Raw genomic sequence first — 18,536 nt, forward strand, 5'->3', positions numbered from 1 at the left:
GGGGCTCAGTAGAGTCCTACCCCCGCCGGCAACGTCACCACACGTTTGGCTGATTCACCACAGGTGCGCGGGGTTGGGAGCACCTTGCCGGGGTTCGCCCGCTGCTCAGGGTCGAAGGCCTGACGCAACAGCGACATGGTGTCGAGGTCATCGGGACCGAACATCCAGTCGAGATAGCAGCGCTTGTCGGCACCGACACCATGCTCACCGCTGATGCTGCCGCCTGCATCGAGGCAGACCCTCAGAATCGCCGCACCAAGTTCCTTGACTTTTCGTTCCGCCTCGGGATCGGCAGCTGAGTAAAGAATCAGCGGATGCAGATTGCCGTCACCGGCGTGGAAGACATTGGCCACCGGCAGACCGTGCTCCTGGCTGAGCCGCTCAATCTCCGCCAGCACCGCGGGCAGTGTGCTGCGGGGAACAACCCCGTCCTGCACGTAATACGTGGGTGTGATCTTGCCCACTGCAGAAAAAGCGGACTTGCGGCCCTTCCACAACACTGCACATTCGCCTGGATCCTCAGCCCGGCGGAGCCCCCTGGCCCCGGCCTGACGGCAGAGCAACTCGGCCTGCTCAGCGGACTCCTGCACCTCCGCTGCCTGACCATCGAGCTCGATCAGCAGAACGGCAGCTGCGTCCCTTGGGTACTCGTCGTACCCAAAGAAATCATCAACGGCATTGATCGTGACATTGTCCATGATTTCCATGCCTGCGGGCAACAGACCAGCGGCAGTAATAGAACGCACGGCTTCACCGGCCGCGGCCATCGTTGCGAAATCAGCCAGAAGCACATTCACGCACTCCGGAGCTCTCAACAGACGCAGGGTGATGGCCGTCGCGATGCCGAGAGTGCCTTCACTGCCGATGAAAGCTCCGCGCAGATCCAGCTCCGGGGACTCCGCCAGACCGTTGCCGAGCTGGGTCACCGTGCCATCCGGAAGCACTACCTCAAGGCCAAGCACGTGGTTGCTGGTGACGCCGTACTTGAGGCAATGGACCCCACCGGAGCTCTCAGCCACATTGCCGCCGATGCTGCAGACCACCTGGCTGGAGGGATCCGGGGCGTAATAAAACCCATCGCCTGCCACAGCGCGGGTCACCCAGCTGTTGATGACGCCGGGTTGCACCGTGAGCCGCTGATTGTCCAGGTCGACCTCCAACACCTTGCGCATGCGACTGGTGATCACCAGCAACGCCTGCTGGTCAACAAGGGCCCCGCCGGAAAGGCCCGTGCCGCTGCCCCGAGCCACAAAAGGAATCCCGTGGGCATGGCAGCAGCGCAGCACCGCCGCCACCTGCCCGGTGTCCTCGGGCAGCACCGCCAAGGGCGGTGCATGACGATCCATGGTCAGGCCGTCACAGTCGTAACTCAGCAGTTCCTGACGTTTCGTCACCACAGCACGCTGGGGTAAAGAACGGCGGAGATCCCTCTCCAGCGCTGACCAGTCGTGGAACACAGCAACCTTCATACCAGGTCAGGCTAAGCAGGCAACTGGGGTCGATCGACACACTCCAGGCAGATCTGGGGGTTCCTGGGTCAGGATGTTGCACGGTTTGCATCAGCCTCTTGGCGTCGGTTCCAGTGACAGCACCCGCGTTGAACACCAGCCGCTCCCAGGCCATCTTCGGCGCAGCGCAGGGGCTGATGCCCGGTGGCGTGAGCTCCCCTGTACGGGCGTTCAAGTCGGTTGGCGGCCAGCCGATCGTGTTCGACCGGGTGAAGGGTCCCTACGCCTGGGATGTCGACGGCAATAAATACATCGACTACATCGGCAGCTGGGGCCCGGCCATCTGCGGCCATGCCCATCCCGAGGTGATCAGCGCCCTGCAAGAGGCGATCGAAAAGGGCACCAGCTTCGGCGCCCCCTGCGCTCTCGAGAACACTCTGGCCGAGATGGTGATCGACGCCGTCCCCAGTGTGGAGATGGTGCGCTTCGTCAACAGCGGCACCGAGGCTTGCATGGCAGTGCTGCGCCTGATGCGAGCCTTCACCGGTCGCGACAAGGTGATCAAGTTCGAGGGCTGTTATCACGGCCATGCGGATATGTTCTTGGTGAAGGCAGGCTCCGGGGTGGCCACCCTCGGCCTCCCGGATTCTCCTGGCGTTCCGCGGAGCACCACCGCCAACACGCTCACGGCGCCTTACAACGATCTGGAGGCCGTCAAAGCGCTGTTCGCCGAGAACCCTGATGCCATTGCCGGCGTGATTCTCGAACCCATCGTCGGCAACGCCGGATTCATACAGCCTGAGCCTGGGTTCTTGGAAGGCCTGCGGGAACTCACCAAGGAACATGGCGCGCTGCTGGTGTTCGATGAGGTGATGACGGGCTTCCGCATCAGTTATGGCGGCGCCCAGGCCCACTTCGGCGTCACGCCGGATCTCACCACGATGGGCAAGGTGATCGGTGGCGGCCTGCCCGTGGGTGCCTACGGCGGCCGCGCCGACATCATGGGCATGGTGGCTCCAGCAGGGCCGATGTATCAGGCCGGCACACTCAGCGGTAACCCACTGGCGATGACCGCTGGCATCAAAACGCTGGAACTGCTGAAACAGCCCGGCAGTTACGAGAAACTCACCGCGACGACCGAAAAACTGATCGCGGGCATCAAGGAGGCGGCTACAGCGGCTGGACTTCCCTTCACGGGTGGCAGTGTCAGCGCCATGTTCGGATTTTTCCTATGTGAAGGCCCTGTTCGCAACTTCGAAGACGCCAAAGCCACCGATTCCGAACGGTTTGGCAAACTGCATCGCGCCATGCTCGAGCGGGGCGTGTATCTGGCCCCATCGGCCTTTGAGGCGGGATTCACCTCCCTGGCCCACTCCGAAGCAGACATTGAGGCCACCGTTAATGCTTTCCGCGAGAGCTTCGCGGAGGTGGCCTGATCCTCACTGAGTGCGGTGATGCCTTTCCTTCTGGCAGCTGCCGCCACACCGCCTCCCTTGGTCTGCACGATCGAGACAGTTGAGAGTCGCTGGACCCCGCGCAAGATTGCCGGGGTTCGGATGCTGAAGGGCCAGACGTTCAAGGTGACACGCACACCCGAGATCACGTTGACGCCCCGTTATGTGGTCGACAGCCGGATCACCAGCCTGGCGGAAGAAACAGAGCCGCCGATCGGCTCAGTCGAAAACGAGAGGCTGCGCTACAGCTGGAACTACGTCGCACCGCTGGGTCCTGTGGCACCGCCCCCGACGGTCGGAAACGCCAACCGCAAGGCTTCGATCAGCGTGGAAGGGCAACTGTTAATCCAGCCGAACCGCCGTTTCGAGCTGGCGAACCTTTCCTCCGTGACCGCCGAGGGCAGCACCACAGCACTGACGACACTTCGAGACAGCGCATCAGGTACTTGCCGTGAACAACGCTGAAGCACTCCTGGCGGCAGCTCGTGAGGCGGCTGAACAGGCCCATTGCCCTTATTCAAACTTTCACGTTGGTGCGGCCGTGCGCTGCAGCGATGGCACCGTCGTGACCGGCTGCAATGTGGAGAACGCCAGCTACGGCCTCACCATCTGTGCTGAACGGGTTTCTTTGTTCAACTGTGTGGCCCAGGGTCTGCAGCCGCTTGAGCTGGCAGTGAGTTGTGTGGATGCCCAGAACAACACTTCGCTTTCGTCGCGGATGCCCTGTGGAGCCTGCCGTCAGGTGATGCAGGAACTGCTGCCGAACAATGCCATCGTTCATATCGACGGCGTCGGTCAACGGCGCATTAATCAGCTTCTACCGGAAGGATTCGGCTTGAATTGATGTCGTCTGAGCCCAGCGAGAAAGAGCCTTGTCTTGATCACTAATCTCCTCAACACTGGCATAAAAAAAATCATTCCATCCCTGATCTGGCAAGCCAGCAAAAAGCATCAGATTGAGCGGAAACTCCTCGGAATCAGTACATCGACGGAAGTCGTCACGGAACAGAAAGGTGGGTTTGCCCAAGGCGATAGCAGCACCGAGCTCCACCATGACTCCCTCATCAGGTGGTGTTCCGTTGACGATGGCGAACAAAGCATCGGCGTCCCGAACATCTTGAAGATCACGTTGGGCCACCTGGTGAGCCCATCCGGGTTTGCTCAGATCGACCTGTCCATTGCGCTCGAACGGTTCCCAAACTTCAAGACCCAGCCCTTCAAGAGCTCTGATGAATTCCGGCAGCAGCAGACGCTTCCATTGTGCTGAAAATCCATAAGGAGAGGCGAGGTAAATCGTGCGCCGTGATTTGTGGGATTCATTCATGACGATCAGCTCAGCGTCGAGAGCTGCGATAGGCCTGCTCATCAGCCATCGCTTGATCGGCATTTTCCCAGGGGAAGAGCAACCACTCAGGACTGTCCACCACCTCAGCGGCATGCCACCAAAGCGGTGGGGTTTTACTCACCCAAACTGCGAAGGATGCTTGAGGAAACTGCAAACGCAGTGTCTCAAGCGTTCGTCCAGTCTCATAAACGTCATCGACGACCAGAGCATCAGGCTCTGGGGACTGCAGCAGTGGCAGATCCATGGCATGACTCAGGGCCACCGCAAGACAGAGTCCGCCACGGGGCACTCCGTACACACCCGTGAGGTCTCGACTCCTCGCCCTGACGGCCAGAAGAGCCACTGCATCGTCGAATTGCTGCCAGCTCAGCACCCTCATGATCGGACAATGGCATCGATCGGCAGTGATGGCCCATGACCAGCGACATTCCGCCTCAAGAACAAACCCGCAAATGGTTTCGTAGTCATTTACTCAACCGTGAGGTGGAACTTCAAGAGCTTTACGACCTTCCTCAGGGGGATCTGGACCTTCTGATGGCAGAAACAGCCGAGATCCGCTCAGACACTGAAAACCGCTCACGCAGCCATGGGCGCTGGTGCACCGCTGGCTACGTTCTTGAATTGGCTCGGATCATTGATGCACGCCGAGCCTGATATCAAGCTGCCTTGAGATAAATCTTTCGTCCACGTGTGTCCAAGCGATACTTACCTCCACGAGGTCCGATGTGAATGGCATCGGAATCAGCCGGTGACGACAAGGAAATGACAGGTGGCAAAGGGATTTGTGGAATGTCCACAGTCACCCTGGGCTTAAAAATGTTGCGCCCGGTTTTCAGGTAGAGAAAAGTTGCGATACGCATTGCCCACTCTCCTATTGAATGAGATCTCTATTCATTATCCAGCGGTGTCAATGGCTAAGGGCGCGACGGTAAATCATGCATCTCAGTCACGCCATGCCACGCAGTCTATTCAAACTCAAAAAATCGACAAACTGATTAATCGTAATCAGATTAATCAGAACCCAATAAAAATCACTCGCCGATATTGTTCACTGCATCCTTTGATTTCGCCAGAATATCACCCCGTAAAGGAACAAAACCAAGCCGTGGAGCCACATTCTGCGCCTCATCGCTCAACATGAAATTGAACACATCCTTGATGGTTGCAGCATCGGGGCCATTGCCCCTTTCATAAGCCAACACCCAGGTGAGTGTGGCGATTGGATAGGCACCAGCTGCTGATGGATTCGGGTTCTCACCAGCCAAATTTTGATCGAGGGTGATCTGATTCAAGGCAATGGCACCTGCCTCAACGCTTGGCTTGACGAACTCCCCTGCCAGATTCTGCAACGCAGCTGCTTTGATCGAACCACGGATATACGACTGATTGAGATAACCGATGGCCCCTTCCCGCTTCTTGATCACAGCCGCAACACCAGCATTGCCCTTGGCACCAACACCACTGGGCCAATTCACCGCTTTACCGGTTCCCAAGGTCCAGGCCGAGGAAAAGGCCGCCATCGAACTGGTGAAGGCCTTGGTGGTTCCAGAGCCATCGGATCGGTGCACCCAAGAAATCGGACCGGGGTCGCAACCCAACTCCGACCAGTCCTTGATCGCGGACATGGCCACCTTGACTGCCTGCTCCTGGGTCAGTTTCAGCTCACAGCCAGATTTGTTGTATCCAAAAGCGATCGTGCCTCCGATCATCGGGATCTGAACAACCCCACGCTTCACCTTGCGGCGATCACGGCTGATCATCGGGTCATCGGATGCACCGAAATTAACGGTCTGATCCAGATAAGCCTTTCGACCCGAACCGGACCCAATGGCCTGGTAATTAACCATCGGGCCATCGTTACCGGCCAGCATCCCGAACCAACGCTGATAGATCTGGGCAGGGAACGTGGCCCCTGCTCCGGTGATCCGCCCAGACGCAAAAGCAGAACCGCTCAGGCTGAGCAGGAGAACCGCGCCTGACACGACAGAAGGTCTGATCAGGTTGTTCATGCTCGGGTCAATACCTTCTGTGAATCGTAAAGCGATCCAACCGAGTTGTCGTCCCCTTGAACGAAACTGAATCAGCGGTAATTCTCAAACTGCAGCGGCACATCCAACTCGTCTTCCTTGCTTTTGACCAACTGGATCGCCGCCTGCAGATCGTCCTTGCTTTTGCCCGTAATCCGCACACTCTCCCCCTGAATCGCCACGGTGACTTTTTTCAGTTCATCCCGCACGATTTTGCTGAGCTTCTTGGCGATCTCCTGGCTGAGGCCCTTACGCAGTTTCACCACCTGCTTCACCCGATTGCCACCAACACTCTCTGGAGTTTGAAAATCGAAGATCTTCAACGACAGATTGCGCTTGGTGGCCTTGGCCCGCAGCACATCCTCGACAGCTTGCAGCGTCATGTCACTGGCTGTGGTGATCACCAGTTCTGTTTCCTCCAGCTGAATCTCCGTGTTGGAGTCCTTGAGGTCGTAGCGGTTGCCGACATCACGTCGCACCTGATCAAGGGTGTTGACCAGCTCCTGACGGTCGAAGTCGGAGACCACATCAAAGGACGATGTGCTTGCCATGACTCGCGTTCGTTCCAGCCTCCAGCTTAGAAAGGCCCCCATTCACGGCCTATATCCATGTCTCTGCTGCAGCTGTTCACCGCCACGGATGCCGCTCCCTACGCCTGGTCTCTGGTTTTAGCCGGCGGAACAGTTGTTGCCAGCATCATCCCCCTCGGGGCGGCACGTTCGGCTGCCAATTTCGAAATGAAGGACATGGCCGCCCCCCGGGCGATGTTCGAGCGATTTCCTGCCTGGGGCAAACGGGCCAGCTGGGCCCACCAGAACAGCTTCGAAGCCTTCACCCTTCACGCGCCAGCAGCAGTTCTTGCCCTGATCGCCGCACTGCACACCGGCCCCCTGCCTGGGCTCGCCCTCACCGCCGCCTTCCTCCATCCAGCTCTGAGGCTGGCTTACATCGCGGCTTACGTGGGAAATGTGCCCCCCGTCCGGGGGCTTTGCTGGGCCACGGGTCTGCTGTGCAGCGGAATTCTCTACAGCGAAGGGCTTAAAGCGTTCCTGAATGGTTGATCCAAGGTGATCAATCGAAATACAGAAGACTCACCACTTTTCCCATGTCTTCCGCCGTTCTGGCGCTCGACAGCAGAGTTTCACTGTCATGAAAGGCAAGGCAGATCAGTTGATCACAGCGATTGATAATTTCCTGGTTGCAGAGGCTGCTGGCCATCGGCAATGGCAGATCGTCCTGTTCCGGCTTCTCGACCAGATGCAGCACTCGGTCGAGAAGGTCGCGGATTTCCGTGGGCTGCCGATCCAGGCTCTGGGGCAACAGCACAGTCAGTTGAGATGCATCCACATCCAAACAACCCCGGATCACAGCTGCGTTAACACCCTGTGAACCGGACGTGATCAGCGAGTGTCCTTCTTGCACCAACGAGCGGGCCACTAGCTGTACAAGGTGAATGGCCACAACGGGAACATGCCGGCTGCCAAGAATGGCGATCCGCCGTTTGCCCTTGTCCTGCAACAGAGCAAGTTCCTGCGCCAGGGTGTCGACCCGATCGAGGGCTGGAAGATCCAGTGACTGACCCAAGGACAACTCGCCGGCCTTCATTGGAAGCTAGCAACCATCAGGCGACGTGAACCGGCAGGTTCAGAGCTGAAAACAGGCGGTCCAAGCGACAGTGCTCTTCCACCAGACGGAAGGCATAGGTGGCCTTCACGGCCTCATGCAACCGCACATGGCCGAAGGCCTGTTCAATTACCTCCACCGTGGCCAGCGTGTCGTGGTCAACCTTGAGCAGCGGAACATCCAGCTCCTCCGCTCGGCTGATCAATTGCGGCAGCGGTTCACCGGCACCGGTGAGGATCAGACACTGGGTGGAAGCCTCCAAAGCAGCGAACTGGATGTCGGTGCGGTCCGCGCCAGTGACCACAGCCATGTTGCGGCGACGGCGGAAAAACTCCATGGCGGAATTCACATTCATCGCACCGATGCTGAGGGTCTCCACCAGCAACTCCTGGCGTTCCTCGCAGCAAATCACACGAGCGTTCAAGCGCCGCACCAATTCACCCACCGTGACGCTGCGCAGCAACGGTGAGCGCGGCATCACACCAAACACCGGTAAACCCAGGTTTTCAAGAGCTGGGACCACCTGCCGCTCGAGACTCTCCACCTCACCGGGAGTGACCGCATTCAGCACCACCCCCACCAAGCGATTCCCCAGGGTCTGCTTGGCCGCCAGCAACGCATCAACACTGCAGCTGTCCTGCCAGAGGTGCACCAGCAGGACCCCGGCATCCAGGCCCTCCGCCAGCTGAGGCAGGCTCAAGCCGTACAGCAGTCCCTCTTGAAGGCTGCCAGCGCATTCCAGCAGGGTCAGCCCATCGTCATCAGCAATCTGCTGGCGCATGGCAGCGAAACCATCCCCAGCCTGCAGATCCCCCTGGCCGAGCCGCTGGGTCGCGGTGGTTGGAGACAGCAGGTGCAGGGACGGGATCAGCCGGTCGGCCGCGAGCCCCAGGGTCTCACTGACGAAGCGGACGTCGTCGTCAATCAGCGGCTGAGGCAGGGGACCCTTGTTGGGATCCCAATCCAGGCTCGTAGCCAGCGGTTTACCGAAGCGGACTTTTTGCCCCTCCTGCGTGAGCTTCTGAGCAATCCCGAGAACCAGAGCGGACTTACCGCTGAAGGGCTCACAGGATCCGATCAGCAGCGTCGTTCCCATGAACCGCAGGTCTTTAGCCAACGAATCTAAGTGTCACCACCCTCCAGGTCTGTACCAATGAGCAACCAAGTCCAGAACGCATCAGGAAGGTCCCGATTCCCTGCCTCCCCAATGGAGCAATCCATGAACCACACCACCAACTGATGGGTGACCAGCTCAAAGCGGTAGGGCTGGACAATGGTCCCCGGTAGAACCAGTTGGCAGGTAGCGATCTCCAGAGGAGCAGGGCCGCCCTCCCAGCTGAGTTGAAAGGCATGCCCGTCCATACCCTCCCGTGGACGGACCCCCTGAAACTCGCCCGCAAGCAGTGTCTGCAACGCGGAACGAAGATCCTGCTCTCGCGTCAGGCCGCCGCAGTAGGGCGCAAACAGGGCCAGGAGGGCAACATCAGTCACAGACGCGGACACCGGCGAGCGGTTGCCCACAAGGATGGCCCAAGCTGATCCCATGGAACAGTCCCCAACAAGCAATCATCGCTGGAGTGGGAGCCGTGTCGGCATCACCGGAGCCCGCGGGGCTCTTGGTCAAGCGCTGGCCAGCCGTTTTCAACAGGCCGGTGCCGTGGTTACCGGGTTCACCCATGGGGATCCACCCAGCGGAACCGACAGCCCAGTGGATCACTGGGTGTCTTGGAGCTGCGGCCAGGAGGAGGCTTTGGTGCCCCACCTCCGCGACCTGGACGTGCTGGTGCTGAACCACGGCATCAATCCTCAGGGTGATCAGCGCCCAGAGACGATGAGCAAGGCACTGGAGGTGAATGCCCTGAGCAGCTGGCGGATGCTGCGGTGCTGCGAGCATCTCTGCCGCGAACGAGCGACGCAGGCGCTTGAGGTGTGGGTCAACACCTCCGAAGCCGAAATTCAACCGGCCGTGAGCCCGGCCTATGAGCTGAGCAAACGATTGCTCGGACAACTGGTGAGCATGCGCGGGGCCACCCGCTCTGCTGAGGAGCGGTCACAGCTGGTGTTGCGCAAACTGGTTTTAGGCCCGTTCCGTTCCGACCTCAACCCCATCGGCGTGATGACCGCCGACTTCGTGGCAGGTCAGGTGCTTTGGCAAGCGTGCATGGGAGCCCGCTTGATCATCGTCACGCCGAACCCACTGACCTATGTGCTGATGCCGCTGACGGAAGTTGGACGACGGCTCTACAGCAGTAGCCTCAGTCACCCCGATCCGTGAGGATTTCGCAGCCGTCACTGGTGACCAGAACGGTGTGTTCCCACTGAGCCGAGAGTGATCCATCACGGGTCACCACTGTCCAGCGATCCTTCAGCGTGCGGCAGGTCTTGCTGCCGGCGTTCAGGATCGGCTCGATCGCCAGCGTCATGCCTGGACGCAACGTGACATTCGGCAGTTCATCGGTGCGGAAGTTGAACACCGAAGGCTCCTCATGCAGATTTCTGCCCACACCGTGACCCGTGTAGTCCTCGACGACGCTGAATCCGTTGGCCTTGACGTGGTCTTCAACGGCACCAGCGATGTCCAGAAGGGTGTTCCCAGCCTTGACCTGACTCAATCCAGCCATCAGCGATTCCTGGGCCACACGGCTAAGGGTCTGAGCCTCAGCCGATGACTCACCCACACAGACAGTGATGCAGCTGTCGCCGTGGTACCCCTCGAAGTAGGCGCCGGTATCCACCTTCAGAAGGTCTCCTTTGTGAATCACCCGCTTGGCATTGGGAATGCCATGCACCACTTCGTTGTTAATGCTGGCGCAGATGCTTGCGGGAAAGCCGTGGTAACCCTTGAAACTCGGAGTGGCGCCCATCTCTCGGATCCGCTTTTCGGCAAAGGCATCAAGCTCGCCGGTTGTCTGTCCCGGCTCAACCATGGACATCACTTCGCGCAGCACCGTGGCGACGATGCGACTGGCCTCGCGCATGATTTTGATCTCACGGGCCGATTTGATCTCCACTCCCCGACGCTTCTGAATCCGGGGTCCAGTGGCTGTTGCGCTCGGAGCCTGAGTGGTCGCCAGTAAGTCTGCGAATAAATTCATCAATCACCTTCTATATACGTCAGGCTATCAACTGCAACTCCTTCGAGGTTGGCCATGAGCCTGCTTGTGCGGGTGCGCGAACTACATCGGGCCGTTGCCCCGTTGGTGTTGCTGCCGCTGTTCGTCACCGTTTGCTCAGGGGTTGGCTACCGACTTGCCCGCGACTGGTTGGGCTTTGAGCGTGACCAGGTGCATTGGCTGATGACCCTGCACGAAGGGGAGTGGCTTGGCTCCACCCTGGAACCGGTGGTGGTGCTGCTGAACGCCCTGGGGCTGCTCTGGATGCTGATCAGTGGTGCCGGATTACTGATTCAACGCTGGCGTCGGAAGGTACACTGATTGTTTGGCGATTCAACGCGGAGCTGGGATGGCAGCCGATCCGAAGGACACGACGGTGACGGACGAGAACACCGAAACCGCAGCTACGGCTGAGGTGGAGACCGTGGCAAGCGCTCCGACAAGCCCAGCTCAAAAGCTCAGCGCCGAAGCCTTGATCAAGGCCTTCGAAACCGAGCAGATGAAGAGCGATCTGCCTGAGATCTACGTCGGCGACACCGTTCGTGTTGGCGTCCGCATCAGTGAGGGCAACAAAGAACGAGTTCAGCCCTACGAAGGGGTGGTGATCTCCAAGCGCCACGGCGGGATGAACCAGACGATCACAGTGCGCCGCATTTTTCAGGGCATCGGCGTGGAGCGGGTGTTCATGCTCCACAGCCCTCAGGTGGCCAACATCAAGGTTGAACGCCGCGGTAAAGTTCGTCGGGCGAAGCTTTTCTATCTGCGGGAACGGGTGGGCAAGGCCACCCGCGTGAAGCAGCGCTTCGATCGCTGAGGTTTCGGCCTCGTTCAATCAAGTCGCCAGCATCCTCGATGTTGGCAGGGGTTCATCGCCTTGCGCCGTTAGTTCAGTTGGTAGAACGCAGGTCTCCAAAACCTGATGTCGGGGGTTCGAGTCCTCCACGGCGCGTCCGATGAACCCCGTTGTGTAGTTTCCCGGTTCTGAGCATGGAGTTGGATCTTCAACCTGGTGATGTCGTGAAAGTGCTCGAGTCAGCCGCCCTCGGCTGGGTTCGTGCCCGCGTCATTCGCGTCAAATCAGGTGGACGCGTGGTCGTGCAGAGCGATCAAGGTCGGGAGTTCACCGCCCGAGGCAATCAAGTTCGGCTGATCGAGCCTGCGGGCTTCCGTCCCTGATCTCTGAGCGGATTCCTCCGCAAACCCCCGATGACTCCGTCATCGGGGGTTTTGTTGTGACCAAACCGCAACAATTCTGATCAGCACAGCATTTCAACGGAATTGTTGACGGAGGGCAGGGCGAGGGTCAATACTAATTTGGTCGCGCAGGCGACACGGATCAGATTCCACAAGGCGAGTCCTTTGTGTCTGAGTCAGGTCTGGGACCGTAGTTCAACCGGTTAGAGCACCGCCCTGTCACGGCGGAAGTTGCGGGTTCGAATCCCGTCGGTCCCGTTCTCACCACCCGAAACCGCAATGGTGCGCGTTCGTCTGGCTCCCAGCCCCACGGGCACGCTTCACATCGGTACTGCGCGGACAGCCGTCTTCAATTGGTTGTATGCACGGCGCCAGCAGGGGTCGTTCCTGCTGAGAATCGAAGACACCGATAAAGAACGATCCAAGCCTGAATACACCCAAAACATTCTGGAGGGTTTGCGCTGGCTTGGGATCGACTGGGATGAAGAGCCGTTGATCCAGAGCGAACAGGTGCAGCAGCACCGGGCCGCGATCGAAACGCTCTTGCAGAAGGGTCTGGCCTACCGCTGCTATGCCAACGAGGCTGAACTGGACGCCATGCGCGAGGCCCAAAAGGCCAGCAACCAGGCGCCGCGTTACGACAACCGTCACCGCAATCTCACCCCAGAACAGGAAGCGGCCTTCCAGTCGGAAGGACGGGAAGCCGTGATCCGTTTCCGGATCGATGACAACGCTGAGATCCGCTGGAACGACATGGTGCGTGGCGCCATGTCCTGGCGTGGTGCAGACCTCGGCGGTGACATGGTCGTGGCCCGCAGGGCTCCCGCCGATCAGATCGGAGATCCCCTCTACAACCTCGTGGTGGTGGTGGATGACGCCGCCATGGCCATCAGCCACGTGATCCGCGGCGAAGACCACATCGCCAACACCGCCAAGCAACTGCTGCTCTACGAGGCCCTCGACCTGCCGGCACCGACCTTCGCCCATGCCCCCCTGATCCTGAATGCCGAAGGCCGCAAGCTCTCTAAACGGGATGGTGTGACCTCAATCAATGACTTCCGCACGATGGGGTACACCGCAGAAGCAATCGCTAACTACATGACCCTGCTGGGCTGGTCGGTGCCCGAAGGGATGGAGGAGCGCTTCACCCTGCCTGAAGCGGCAGCGGTGTTCAGCTTCGATCGGGTGAACAAGGCCGGCGCTCGCTTTGATTGGGACAAACTCAACTGGCTCAACGGGCAGGTGCTGCACGCCCTGCCAGCGCAGCAGCTCCTGGATGACCTTCGTCCGCTCTGGGCCGAGCAAGGTTGGACGCTACCGGACGACAGCAGCTGGGGGCTGGAGCTTTGCGAGTTGCTAGGACCATCCCTGACCCTGCTCAAGGAAGGCGTGGAGCAGGCGACGCCATTTTTTAAATGTCCTGATCTTGAAGACGATGGTGTGCGCCAGCTGGAAGCTGACGGAGCTCGGACCGCTGTAGCTCAACTGCTGCAGATCCTCGAGGCCGAGCCCTGGGATGGCAAGGACACCGATCGCGCCAAACAGCTTCTGGCGGATGCCGCCAAGGGGGCCGGCGTCAAGAAGGGCGTGGTGATGAAATCTCTTCGCGCAGCACTGCTCGGACGGCTGCAGGGTCCTGATCTGATCACCACCTGGTGTCTATTGGCCCGGATCGGGGAGGACCTCCCCAGGTTGCAGCGTTGCCTCGCCTGACGTCGTCGTCTCGTCACCGGAGGCTTCGATCAGTCCCAGGGCGCGGGCCAGCGGTTGAGCCGTGAGGCCCTGGAGGCCAACGGTCATCAGGATGGTCAGGAAGACCAGGCCCTGCAGGCGGCCAGCACCGAGGATTCCGGCCTGCTCCAGCCTGATGGCAAACAAGGACGCCACCGACGCAGTGACGATCCCCCGTGGTGCCAGCCAGCCGAGTAAAAGCTTCTGGGGGAGATTGAGCGGTAGTCCCACCGTCGCCACACCCACCGCAATGGGGCGGACCACAAGCATCAGCACGAGAACGCAGCTGATTCCACCCCAACCCAATGGGCTGAGTTCCGCCCAGGACACGTCAGCGGCAAGCAGCGGGAACAGCATCGTGATCGCCAGTTGCGCCAACTCCTGAATCAGACCATCCAGATCAGCCGTGTGCACCGTCTGGCGACGTCCAACCACGATCCCCGCCGCCACAGACGCCGGCAGAGCCGATTCCGGCAACAGCCACTCGCTGAGGCCGTACATCAGAAACAACATTCCCAGCGTGAGCTGTAGTGGCAGGCCGGAGGACTGATCGGGCTTCAGCCGCTGCAGCAGTTCCGACAGCAACCACCCGACACTCGCGCCGATCAGGACCCCCCCACCGAGGCGTTCCAGCAGACCCAGCACCAGTTCGCGCCAGCCGTGCAGGTTGCCAAGGACCAACTCCAGTAGCAGCAGCGCCAGCACTGCACCGATCGGCTCGAGCACCAGTCCCTCCGCCTCCAGCACATCCCCCAAAGGAGCAGCCAGTCGGATCTGACGCACCAGGGGCGTCACCACCGTGGGGCCGGTGGCGAGAACGATGGCGCTGAACACCGCAGCAACAGACCAGCTCAGACCGGCAAGCCAGTGGGCCGCCAGCAGCCCTGCACCGAGGGAGATCAGCAACCGCAGCACAGCGATCCGCTTCACGGTCGCCCGGATCGTGTCCCCCGGCAGTCGCAGGTTGAGGCCGCCATCAAACAGAACCAGGCTCACCAGAAGGCCGACCACCGTGCCAAGCCCCGGGCCCAGATCCAATGGCTCCACCAGGCCGAGGCCGGACCGACCGATCAACAGCCCGGAGAGCAGCAGCAACACAACCCCCGGCAGTCCTGAGACCGCCGCCAGCAACCGTGCACTGGCCCCGGCAAACACCGTGACGCCCCAGAGGAGACCCAGCCGCTCAGGCGTCATCGACGGATGAGAACTGAGGTTCCACACGTACGCCGATCACCGCTTCCGGCCGTACCACCAGGTATTCGCCCTCAAGATCACTGATGGGCACATTGACGAAGCCCCCCTGCCCTTCGGCGTTCACCACCCCCTGGTACCACTCCTGAAACAGTTCGAGCTTGGGGAAGAACACCCGCTCGGTCTGACCTCCCACCAGATGGAGATGCACGGCATAACGTCGTGGTGTTCGGGACATCAGTGCTGAACGGAAACCGATGGAGTCTCCTCAGGATGCCCGATGGCATCAGTGCTTGCCCATCGGAATGGTTTTAAGAGACATCCCCGAGGTGCGTAAAGAGGATGGCGCGGCTGGCCGGAGCGGGTGAGCCCGATGGCCTGTGTCCCTGGCGCGAGCGGAAACCGCTCAGCCCGTTGCTGCACAACAGGCTTCAACAGATCCATCACCTGTTGCGCACGGTCAAACCGGCCACCGCCGTTCCCCCAGCCACACCAGAGCGCCCATGCCTCCTGGTGCGCCCACAACTGGCACCACCGCAACAACGCCGCGTCGGCATCCAGCCCGATGGGATCGCAGCACCGCCTCAGCACAGAGGGCGATGCAGAGATGCGGGCAAACAGATTGACCACCACCAGAGCGTCGTAGCCCCAGTCCCCTGCGAAGCCGATCAGACGGCGCAAGGTGGGATCGTCCCGCTCGGCATCAGCCCGAGAAGGATTCAATCCCAGAAAGATCAGAACCCTGCCGCCATGCCGCCAACGTCGCGTCAGCCACCAGCGGAAGCATCCGTCGGCACTGATGCTGGCGTCAGACCCCCAGATGGGCCCGGCTGAGCTCAAGGATGCGCTCACTGGCCTTGCCATCACCAAAGGGGTTAACGGCCCTGGACATCGCCTCGTAGGCCGCAACATCGCTGAGCAACCGCGAAGCCTCCTCCAGAATGACCGCTGGCTCGGTGCCAACGAGTTGCGCTGTACCTGCGTCCACGGCTTCAGGCCGTTCGGTGGTACGGCGAAGCACCAGCACAGGCTTCCCTAGAGCCGGTGCTTCCTCCTGCAAGCCGCCGGAGTCGGTCAACAGCAACGTGCAGCCCCTCATGGCCGCCACCAAACGGTCGTAATCGAGCGGCTCAGTCAGCACAACCCGTGGGTGGTTCCCCAGCAGGGCCTGCAGCGGTTCGCGCACGGTGGGATTGCGGTGAAGGGGCAGCAGCAGCGCCGCATCGTGATGTCGATCCAACACCTGAAGCATCCCTGAGGCGATGTCCTTCAGCCGCTCCCCCCAGTTCTCACGACGGTGAACCGTGGCAAGAATCACTCGCTGGTTGTCCCAGTCGAGACCATCGAAGCTGATCTGCGGTGCCGTTTCCGCCATCAAAAGCAAGGCATCAATCACGGTGTTGCCGGTGACGCTCACCTCACCCACGACCCCTGAAGCCCTGAGGTTGGCCTCCGCCTTCTGGGTCGGTGCGAAGTGCAGGGTCGCGATCTGTGAAAGAAGTCGTCGATTGGCTTCTTCCGGAAAAGGATCGAGCAGGTTGTCCGTGCGCAGGCCGGCTTCGACATGGCCCACGGGGATCTGCTCGTAGAACGCCGCAAGGCCAGCCGCAAAGGCTGTGGTGGTGTCGCCTTGCACCAGCACCAGCTGGGGTGGGTAGGCCTGAAAATCCTCGCGCAGACCCTCCAGGGCTGCACAGGTGACGTGGGTCAGGGTCTGGCGCGGGGCCATCAGGTTGAGATCCCTGTCCGCCGTGAGCTGGAACAGGTCCATCACCTGGGACACCATTTCTCTGTGCTGACCGGTCAGCACCACCCGGGTGCGCACAGCTGAGGCGTTCTGGAAAACCCGGATCACCGGGGCAAGCTTGATGGCCTCCGGTCGGGTGCCCAGGACGATCGTGACCCGGGGCTGATCCGTCATCACCATTGAGGCAGTGCCCGGATCTTACGGCTCAAATTCAAGAAGGACTTGCCAGCGGAGCCATCGGGACGATCCTGAAAGCAGCCCTCCTGACGCACTGTGGCCCAGCCGGTCTTCCCCCCCAGCTTCCCGCCGCGGCCGAGGACGACATCGCCAACGCCCGCCGCACCTCCGGCAGCTCCCGCGCCCGTCGCTGCACCAGCGCCCGCTGGATCGCCAACGTCCACATCCCATGGCGCTCCCAACCTGGAGGCCATCGTCAAAATCGCCCACGAGGAGGGACACTCCGACGTTCATCTGGGCGTCGGCGAAGTGCCGCGGTACCGGGCCCGCGGGGAGATGCAGAGCACCGAATGGCCCGCCACCGACCTCTCCACCTTTCAGGGGTGGCTGCACGAGATCCTGTCCCCTCAGCAGATCGATGCCTTCTTCCGCGAGAAGGAGTTCGACGGCTCCCATGCGTTCCCCTTCGTGTGCATCCGAATCAACCTGCTCGACTCTCTGCGGGGCCCTGCGATGGTGCTGCGCCTGATCCCGCAGACCATCCTCACGATGGAGCAGCTCAAGCTGCCTGAGGTGCTGACCGAACTGGCCGGTCGCCCCAAGGGTCTGATCCTGGTGACAGGCCCCACCGGTTCCGGCAAAAGCACCACCCTCGCCGCGATGATCGACTGGATCAATCGCAATGAAACCCGCCACATCCTCACGATTGAGGACCCTGTGGAATTCGTGCATTAAAGCAAACGATCCCTGATCCGGCACCGGGAGGTGGGGATGCACACCCTCAAGTTCCACAACGCTCTGCGTGCCGCCCTGAGGGAAGACCCTGATGTGATCCTCGTCGGGGAGATCCGCGACCAGGAAACCCTCTCCACCGCCCTGGAAGCCGCCCAGACGGGTCACCTTGTTTTCGGCACCCTTCACACCAATTCAGCGGTGAAAACCGTTGAGCGGGTTCTTGGGATGTTTCCACCCGAAGAGCAGGACAGTGTGCGGCGTTCTATGTCGGAATCACTCCTGGGGGTGATCGCCCAGGGACTGATCCGCACCACCGACGGGAAACGGGCCGCCTTCCACGACATCCTCGTCAACACGGACGCCTGCAAGGACTACATCCAACGCGGTGCCCTGGATGAGGTGGAAGAAATCATGGAGCGCAGCAGTTTCGATGGCATGGTGACCACCAATCAATCCCTGCAGGCCCTCATCGAAGCTGGCCGTGTGGAGCCCGACAAAGCGGTTGCCGTCAGTCTCAAACCCAATGAGCTGGCCCAGGCCCTGCGGGGAAGGAGTTGATCAGTTCCCGGCAAACACCCGAACGAGCAGCACAACCGCCAAACCAGCCGACAAACCGATCATGGCCAGTCGTCCGTTCCAGATTTCAGCCTGAGGCGTGAACCCGCGCTTCCAGGCATTCAATTCATCTGACCCGACGGGCTCAGCGACGCCACCGGTCTTTTCGAGTTGCTCAGCCATGCTCTCAGTGCCT

The 18,536-nt window shown here is 60.6% G+C and carries 24 protein-coding genes, 2 tRNA genes and 1 pseudogene; 13 read left to right on the plus strand and 14 right to left on the minus strand.

From position 1 onward, the window contains the following. Positions 1-5 precede the first annotated feature (5 nt). The gene (locus TX72_RS09100) at positions 6-1,469 is read right to left on the minus strand and encodes an FAD-linked oxidase C-terminal domain-containing protein (protein ID WP_011128668.1); all 1,464 of its coding nucleotides are present in this window, start codon (positions 1,467-1,469) and stop codon (positions 6-8) included. A 113-nt stretch (positions 1,470-1,582) separates the two neighbouring features. Between TX72_RS09100 and hemL the strand changes: the two genes are divergently transcribed. From hemL to TX72_RS09115, 3 genes are read left to right on the plus strand one after another with little or no spacing between them, the layout of a single operon-like run. After that, complete coding sequence (hemL, locus tag TX72_RS09105; RefSeq protein ID WP_083810638.1) at positions 1,583-2,884, plus strand: glutamate-1-semialdehyde 2,1-aminomutase; 1,302 nt, start codon at positions 1,583-1,585, stop codon at positions 2,882-2,884. A gap of 18 nt (positions 2,885-2,902) precedes the next feature. Continuing rightward, on the plus strand, positions 2,903-3,367 hold the full coding sequence (locus TX72_RS09110) for a hypothetical protein (RefSeq protein ID WP_011128670.1): 465 nt from the start codon (positions 2,903-2,905) through the stop codon (positions 3,365-3,367). Beyond that, positions 3,354-3,746, plus strand: a complete 393-nt coding sequence (locus TX72_RS09115; protein ID WP_011128671.1) for a cytidine deaminase — start codon at positions 3,354-3,356, stop codon at positions 3,744-3,746. The genes TX72_RS09110 and TX72_RS09115 overlap by 14 nt, the downstream gene beginning before the upstream one ends. Here TX72_RS09115 and TX72_RS09120 read toward each other — a convergent pair. Both TX72_RS09120 and TX72_RS09125 read right to left on the minus strand, forming a co-directional pair. Further along, a complete protein-coding gene (locus tag TX72_RS09120; protein WP_011128672.1) occupies positions 3,720-4,226 on the minus strand; it encodes a nucleoside 2-deoxyribosyltransferase in 507 nt (168 codons plus the stop codon). The genes TX72_RS09115 and TX72_RS09120 overlap by 27 nt on opposite strands. Before the next feature lie 10 nt (positions 4,227-4,236). Next, complete coding sequence (locus TX72_RS09125; RefSeq protein ID WP_011128673.1) at positions 4,237-4,626, minus strand: phosphoribosyltransferase; 390 nt, start codon at positions 4,624-4,626, stop codon at positions 4,237-4,239. Between the two features lie 35 nt (positions 4,627-4,661). Between TX72_RS09125 and TX72_RS09130 the strand changes: the two genes are divergently transcribed. Continuing rightward, entirely contained in the window at positions 4,662-4,901 is a 240-nt protein-coding gene (locus TX72_RS09130) for a hypothetical protein (protein WP_011128674.1), read from the plus strand. 377 nt (positions 4,902-5,278) lie between these two features. On the opposite strand, the gene pstS is transcribed toward TX72_RS09130, so the two are convergent. Then, the gene (pstS, locus tag TX72_RS09135; RefSeq protein WP_011128675.1) at positions 5,279-6,256 is read right to left on the minus strand and encodes a phosphate ABC transporter substrate-binding protein PstS; all 978 of its coding nucleotides are present in this window, start codon (positions 6,254-6,256) and stop codon (positions 5,279-5,281) included. Positions 6,257-6,327: 71 nt separating this feature from the next. Beyond that, entirely contained in the window at positions 6,328-6,825 is a 498-nt protein-coding gene (locus TX72_RS09140; protein WP_011128676.1) for a YajQ family cyclic di-GMP-binding protein, read from the minus strand. Between the two features lie 57 nt (positions 6,826-6,882). On the opposite strand from TX72_RS09140, the gene TX72_RS09145 reads away from it, so the two are divergent. Continuing rightward, positions 6,883-7,335, plus strand: a complete 453-nt coding sequence (locus TX72_RS09145; RefSeq protein ID WP_011128677.1) for an MAPEG family protein — start codon at positions 6,883-6,885, stop codon at positions 7,333-7,335. A 10-nt stretch (positions 7,336-7,345) separates the two neighbouring features. On the opposite strand, the gene TX72_RS09150 is transcribed toward TX72_RS09145, so the two are convergent. Genes TX72_RS09150 through ebsA form a run of 3 tightly spaced genes read right to left on the minus strand, consistent with a single transcriptional unit; the run spans position 7,346 to position 9,442 of the window. Further along, positions 7,346-7,879 carry a DNA-processing protein DprA gene (locus TX72_RS09150; protein ID WP_011128678.1) on the minus strand — a complete coding sequence of 178 codons (534 nt, stop codon included), beginning with the start codon at positions 7,877-7,879 and terminating at the stop codon, positions 7,346-7,348. Positions 7,880-7,895: 16 nt separating this feature from the next. Further along, positions 7,896-8,993 carry a phosphotransacetylase family protein gene (locus TX72_RS09155; RefSeq protein ID WP_011128679.1) on the minus strand — a complete coding sequence of 366 codons (1,098 nt, stop codon included), beginning with the start codon at positions 8,991-8,993 and terminating at the stop codon, positions 7,896-7,898. Between the two features lie 26 nt (positions 8,994-9,019). Next, on the minus strand, positions 9,020-9,442 hold the full coding sequence (gene ebsA / locus TX72_RS09160) for a type IV pilus biogenesis protein EbsA (protein ID WP_011128680.1): 423 nt from the start codon (positions 9,440-9,442) through the stop codon (positions 9,020-9,022). Between ebsA and TX72_RS09165 the strand changes: the two genes are divergently transcribed. Further along, positions 9,423-10,172 (plus strand): SDR family oxidoreductase, encoded by a 750-nt coding sequence (locus TX72_RS09165; protein ID WP_011128681.1) that lies wholly within the window; start codon positions 9,423-9,425, stop codon positions 10,170-10,172. The two genes, ebsA and TX72_RS09165, sit on opposite strands and share 20 nt — an antisense overlap. On the opposite strand, the gene map is transcribed toward TX72_RS09165, so the two are convergent. Further along, positions 10,153-10,992: a type I methionyl aminopeptidase gene (gene map, locus TX72_RS09170; protein ID WP_011128682.1), complete on the minus strand. Its 840-nt coding sequence runs from the start codon at positions 10,990-10,992 to the stop codon at positions 10,153-10,155. The two genes, TX72_RS09165 and map, sit on opposite strands and share 20 nt — an antisense overlap. 54 nt (positions 10,993-11,046) lie before the next feature. Between map and TX72_RS09175 the strand changes: the two genes are divergently transcribed. From TX72_RS09175 to gltX, 6 genes are all read left to right on the plus strand, one after another. Continuing rightward, entirely contained in the window at positions 11,047-11,331 is a 285-nt protein-coding gene (locus tag TX72_RS09175) for a hypothetical protein (RefSeq protein ID WP_011128683.1), read from the plus strand. Between the two features lie 28 nt (positions 11,332-11,359). Then, complete coding sequence (gene rplS / locus TX72_RS09180; protein ID WP_011128684.1) at positions 11,360-11,824, plus strand: 50S ribosomal protein L19; 465 nt, start codon at positions 11,360-11,362, stop codon at positions 11,822-11,824. 62 nt (positions 11,825-11,886) lie between these two features. Next, positions 11,887-11,959 (plus strand) — tRNA-Trp (locus tag TX72_RS09185). Between the two features lie 38 nt (positions 11,960-11,997). Continuing rightward, positions 11,998-12,186, plus strand: a complete 189-nt coding sequence (locus tag TX72_RS09190; RefSeq protein ID WP_006043540.1) for an SH3 domain-containing protein — start codon at positions 11,998-12,000, stop codon at positions 12,184-12,186. 202 nt (positions 12,187-12,388) lie between these two features. After that, positions 12,389-12,462: transfer RNA gene (locus TX72_RS09195), tRNA-Asp, on the plus strand. 21 nt (positions 12,463-12,483) lie between these two features. Beyond that, positions 12,484-13,917, plus strand: coding sequence for a glutamate--tRNA ligase (gene gltX / locus TX72_RS09200; RefSeq protein WP_011128685.1), 1,434 nt, complete (start codon positions 12,484-12,486; stop codon positions 13,915-13,917). Here the strand turns inward: gltX and TX72_RS09205 are convergent. From TX72_RS09205 to wecB, 4 genes are read right to left on the minus strand one after another with little or no spacing between them, the layout of a single operon-like run. Next, on the minus strand, positions 13,864-15,129 hold the full coding sequence (locus TX72_RS09205; RefSeq protein ID WP_011128686.1) for a cation:proton antiporter: 1,266 nt from the start codon (positions 15,127-15,129) through the stop codon (positions 13,864-13,866). The two genes, gltX and TX72_RS09205, sit on opposite strands and share 54 nt — an antisense overlap. Continuing rightward, entirely contained in the window at positions 15,119-15,364 is a 246-nt protein-coding gene (locus TX72_RS09210; RefSeq protein ID WP_011128687.1) for a hypothetical protein, read from the minus strand. The genes TX72_RS09205 and TX72_RS09210 overlap by 11 nt, the downstream gene beginning before the upstream one ends. Beyond that, positions 15,364-15,966: a DUF1643 domain-containing protein gene (locus TX72_RS09215; RefSeq protein WP_225867692.1), complete on the minus strand. Its 603-nt coding sequence runs from the start codon at positions 15,964-15,966 to the stop codon at positions 15,364-15,366. Before TX72_RS09215 ends, TX72_RS09210 begins: the two co-directional genes overlap by 1 nt. Further along, entirely contained in the window at positions 15,935-17,047 is a 1,113-nt protein-coding gene (gene wecB, locus TX72_RS09220) for a non-hydrolyzing UDP-N-acetylglucosamine 2-epimerase (protein WP_042504405.1), read from the minus strand. The genes TX72_RS09215 and wecB overlap by 32 nt, the downstream gene beginning before the upstream one ends. 99 nt (positions 17,048-17,146) lie before the next feature. Between wecB and TX72_RS09225 the strand changes: the two are divergent. Further along, positions 17,147-18,343 (plus strand): annotated as a pseudogene (locus TX72_RS09225) (PilT/PilU family type 4a pilus ATPase). On the opposite strand, the gene TX72_RS09230 reads toward TX72_RS09225, so the two are convergent. After that, positions 18,344-18,523 carry a chlorophyll a-b binding domain-containing protein gene (locus tag TX72_RS09230; RefSeq protein ID WP_011128692.1) on the minus strand — a complete coding sequence of 60 codons (180 nt, stop codon included), beginning with the start codon at positions 18,521-18,523 and terminating at the stop codon, positions 18,344-18,346. Between the last annotated feature and the right edge of the window lie 13 nt (positions 18,524-18,536).

This window comes from Parasynechococcus marenigrum WH 8102, assembly GCF_000195975.1.
Lineage (GTDB): Bacteria > Cyanobacteriota > Cyanobacteriia > PCC-6307 > Cyanobiaceae > Parasynechococcus > Parasynechococcus marisnigri.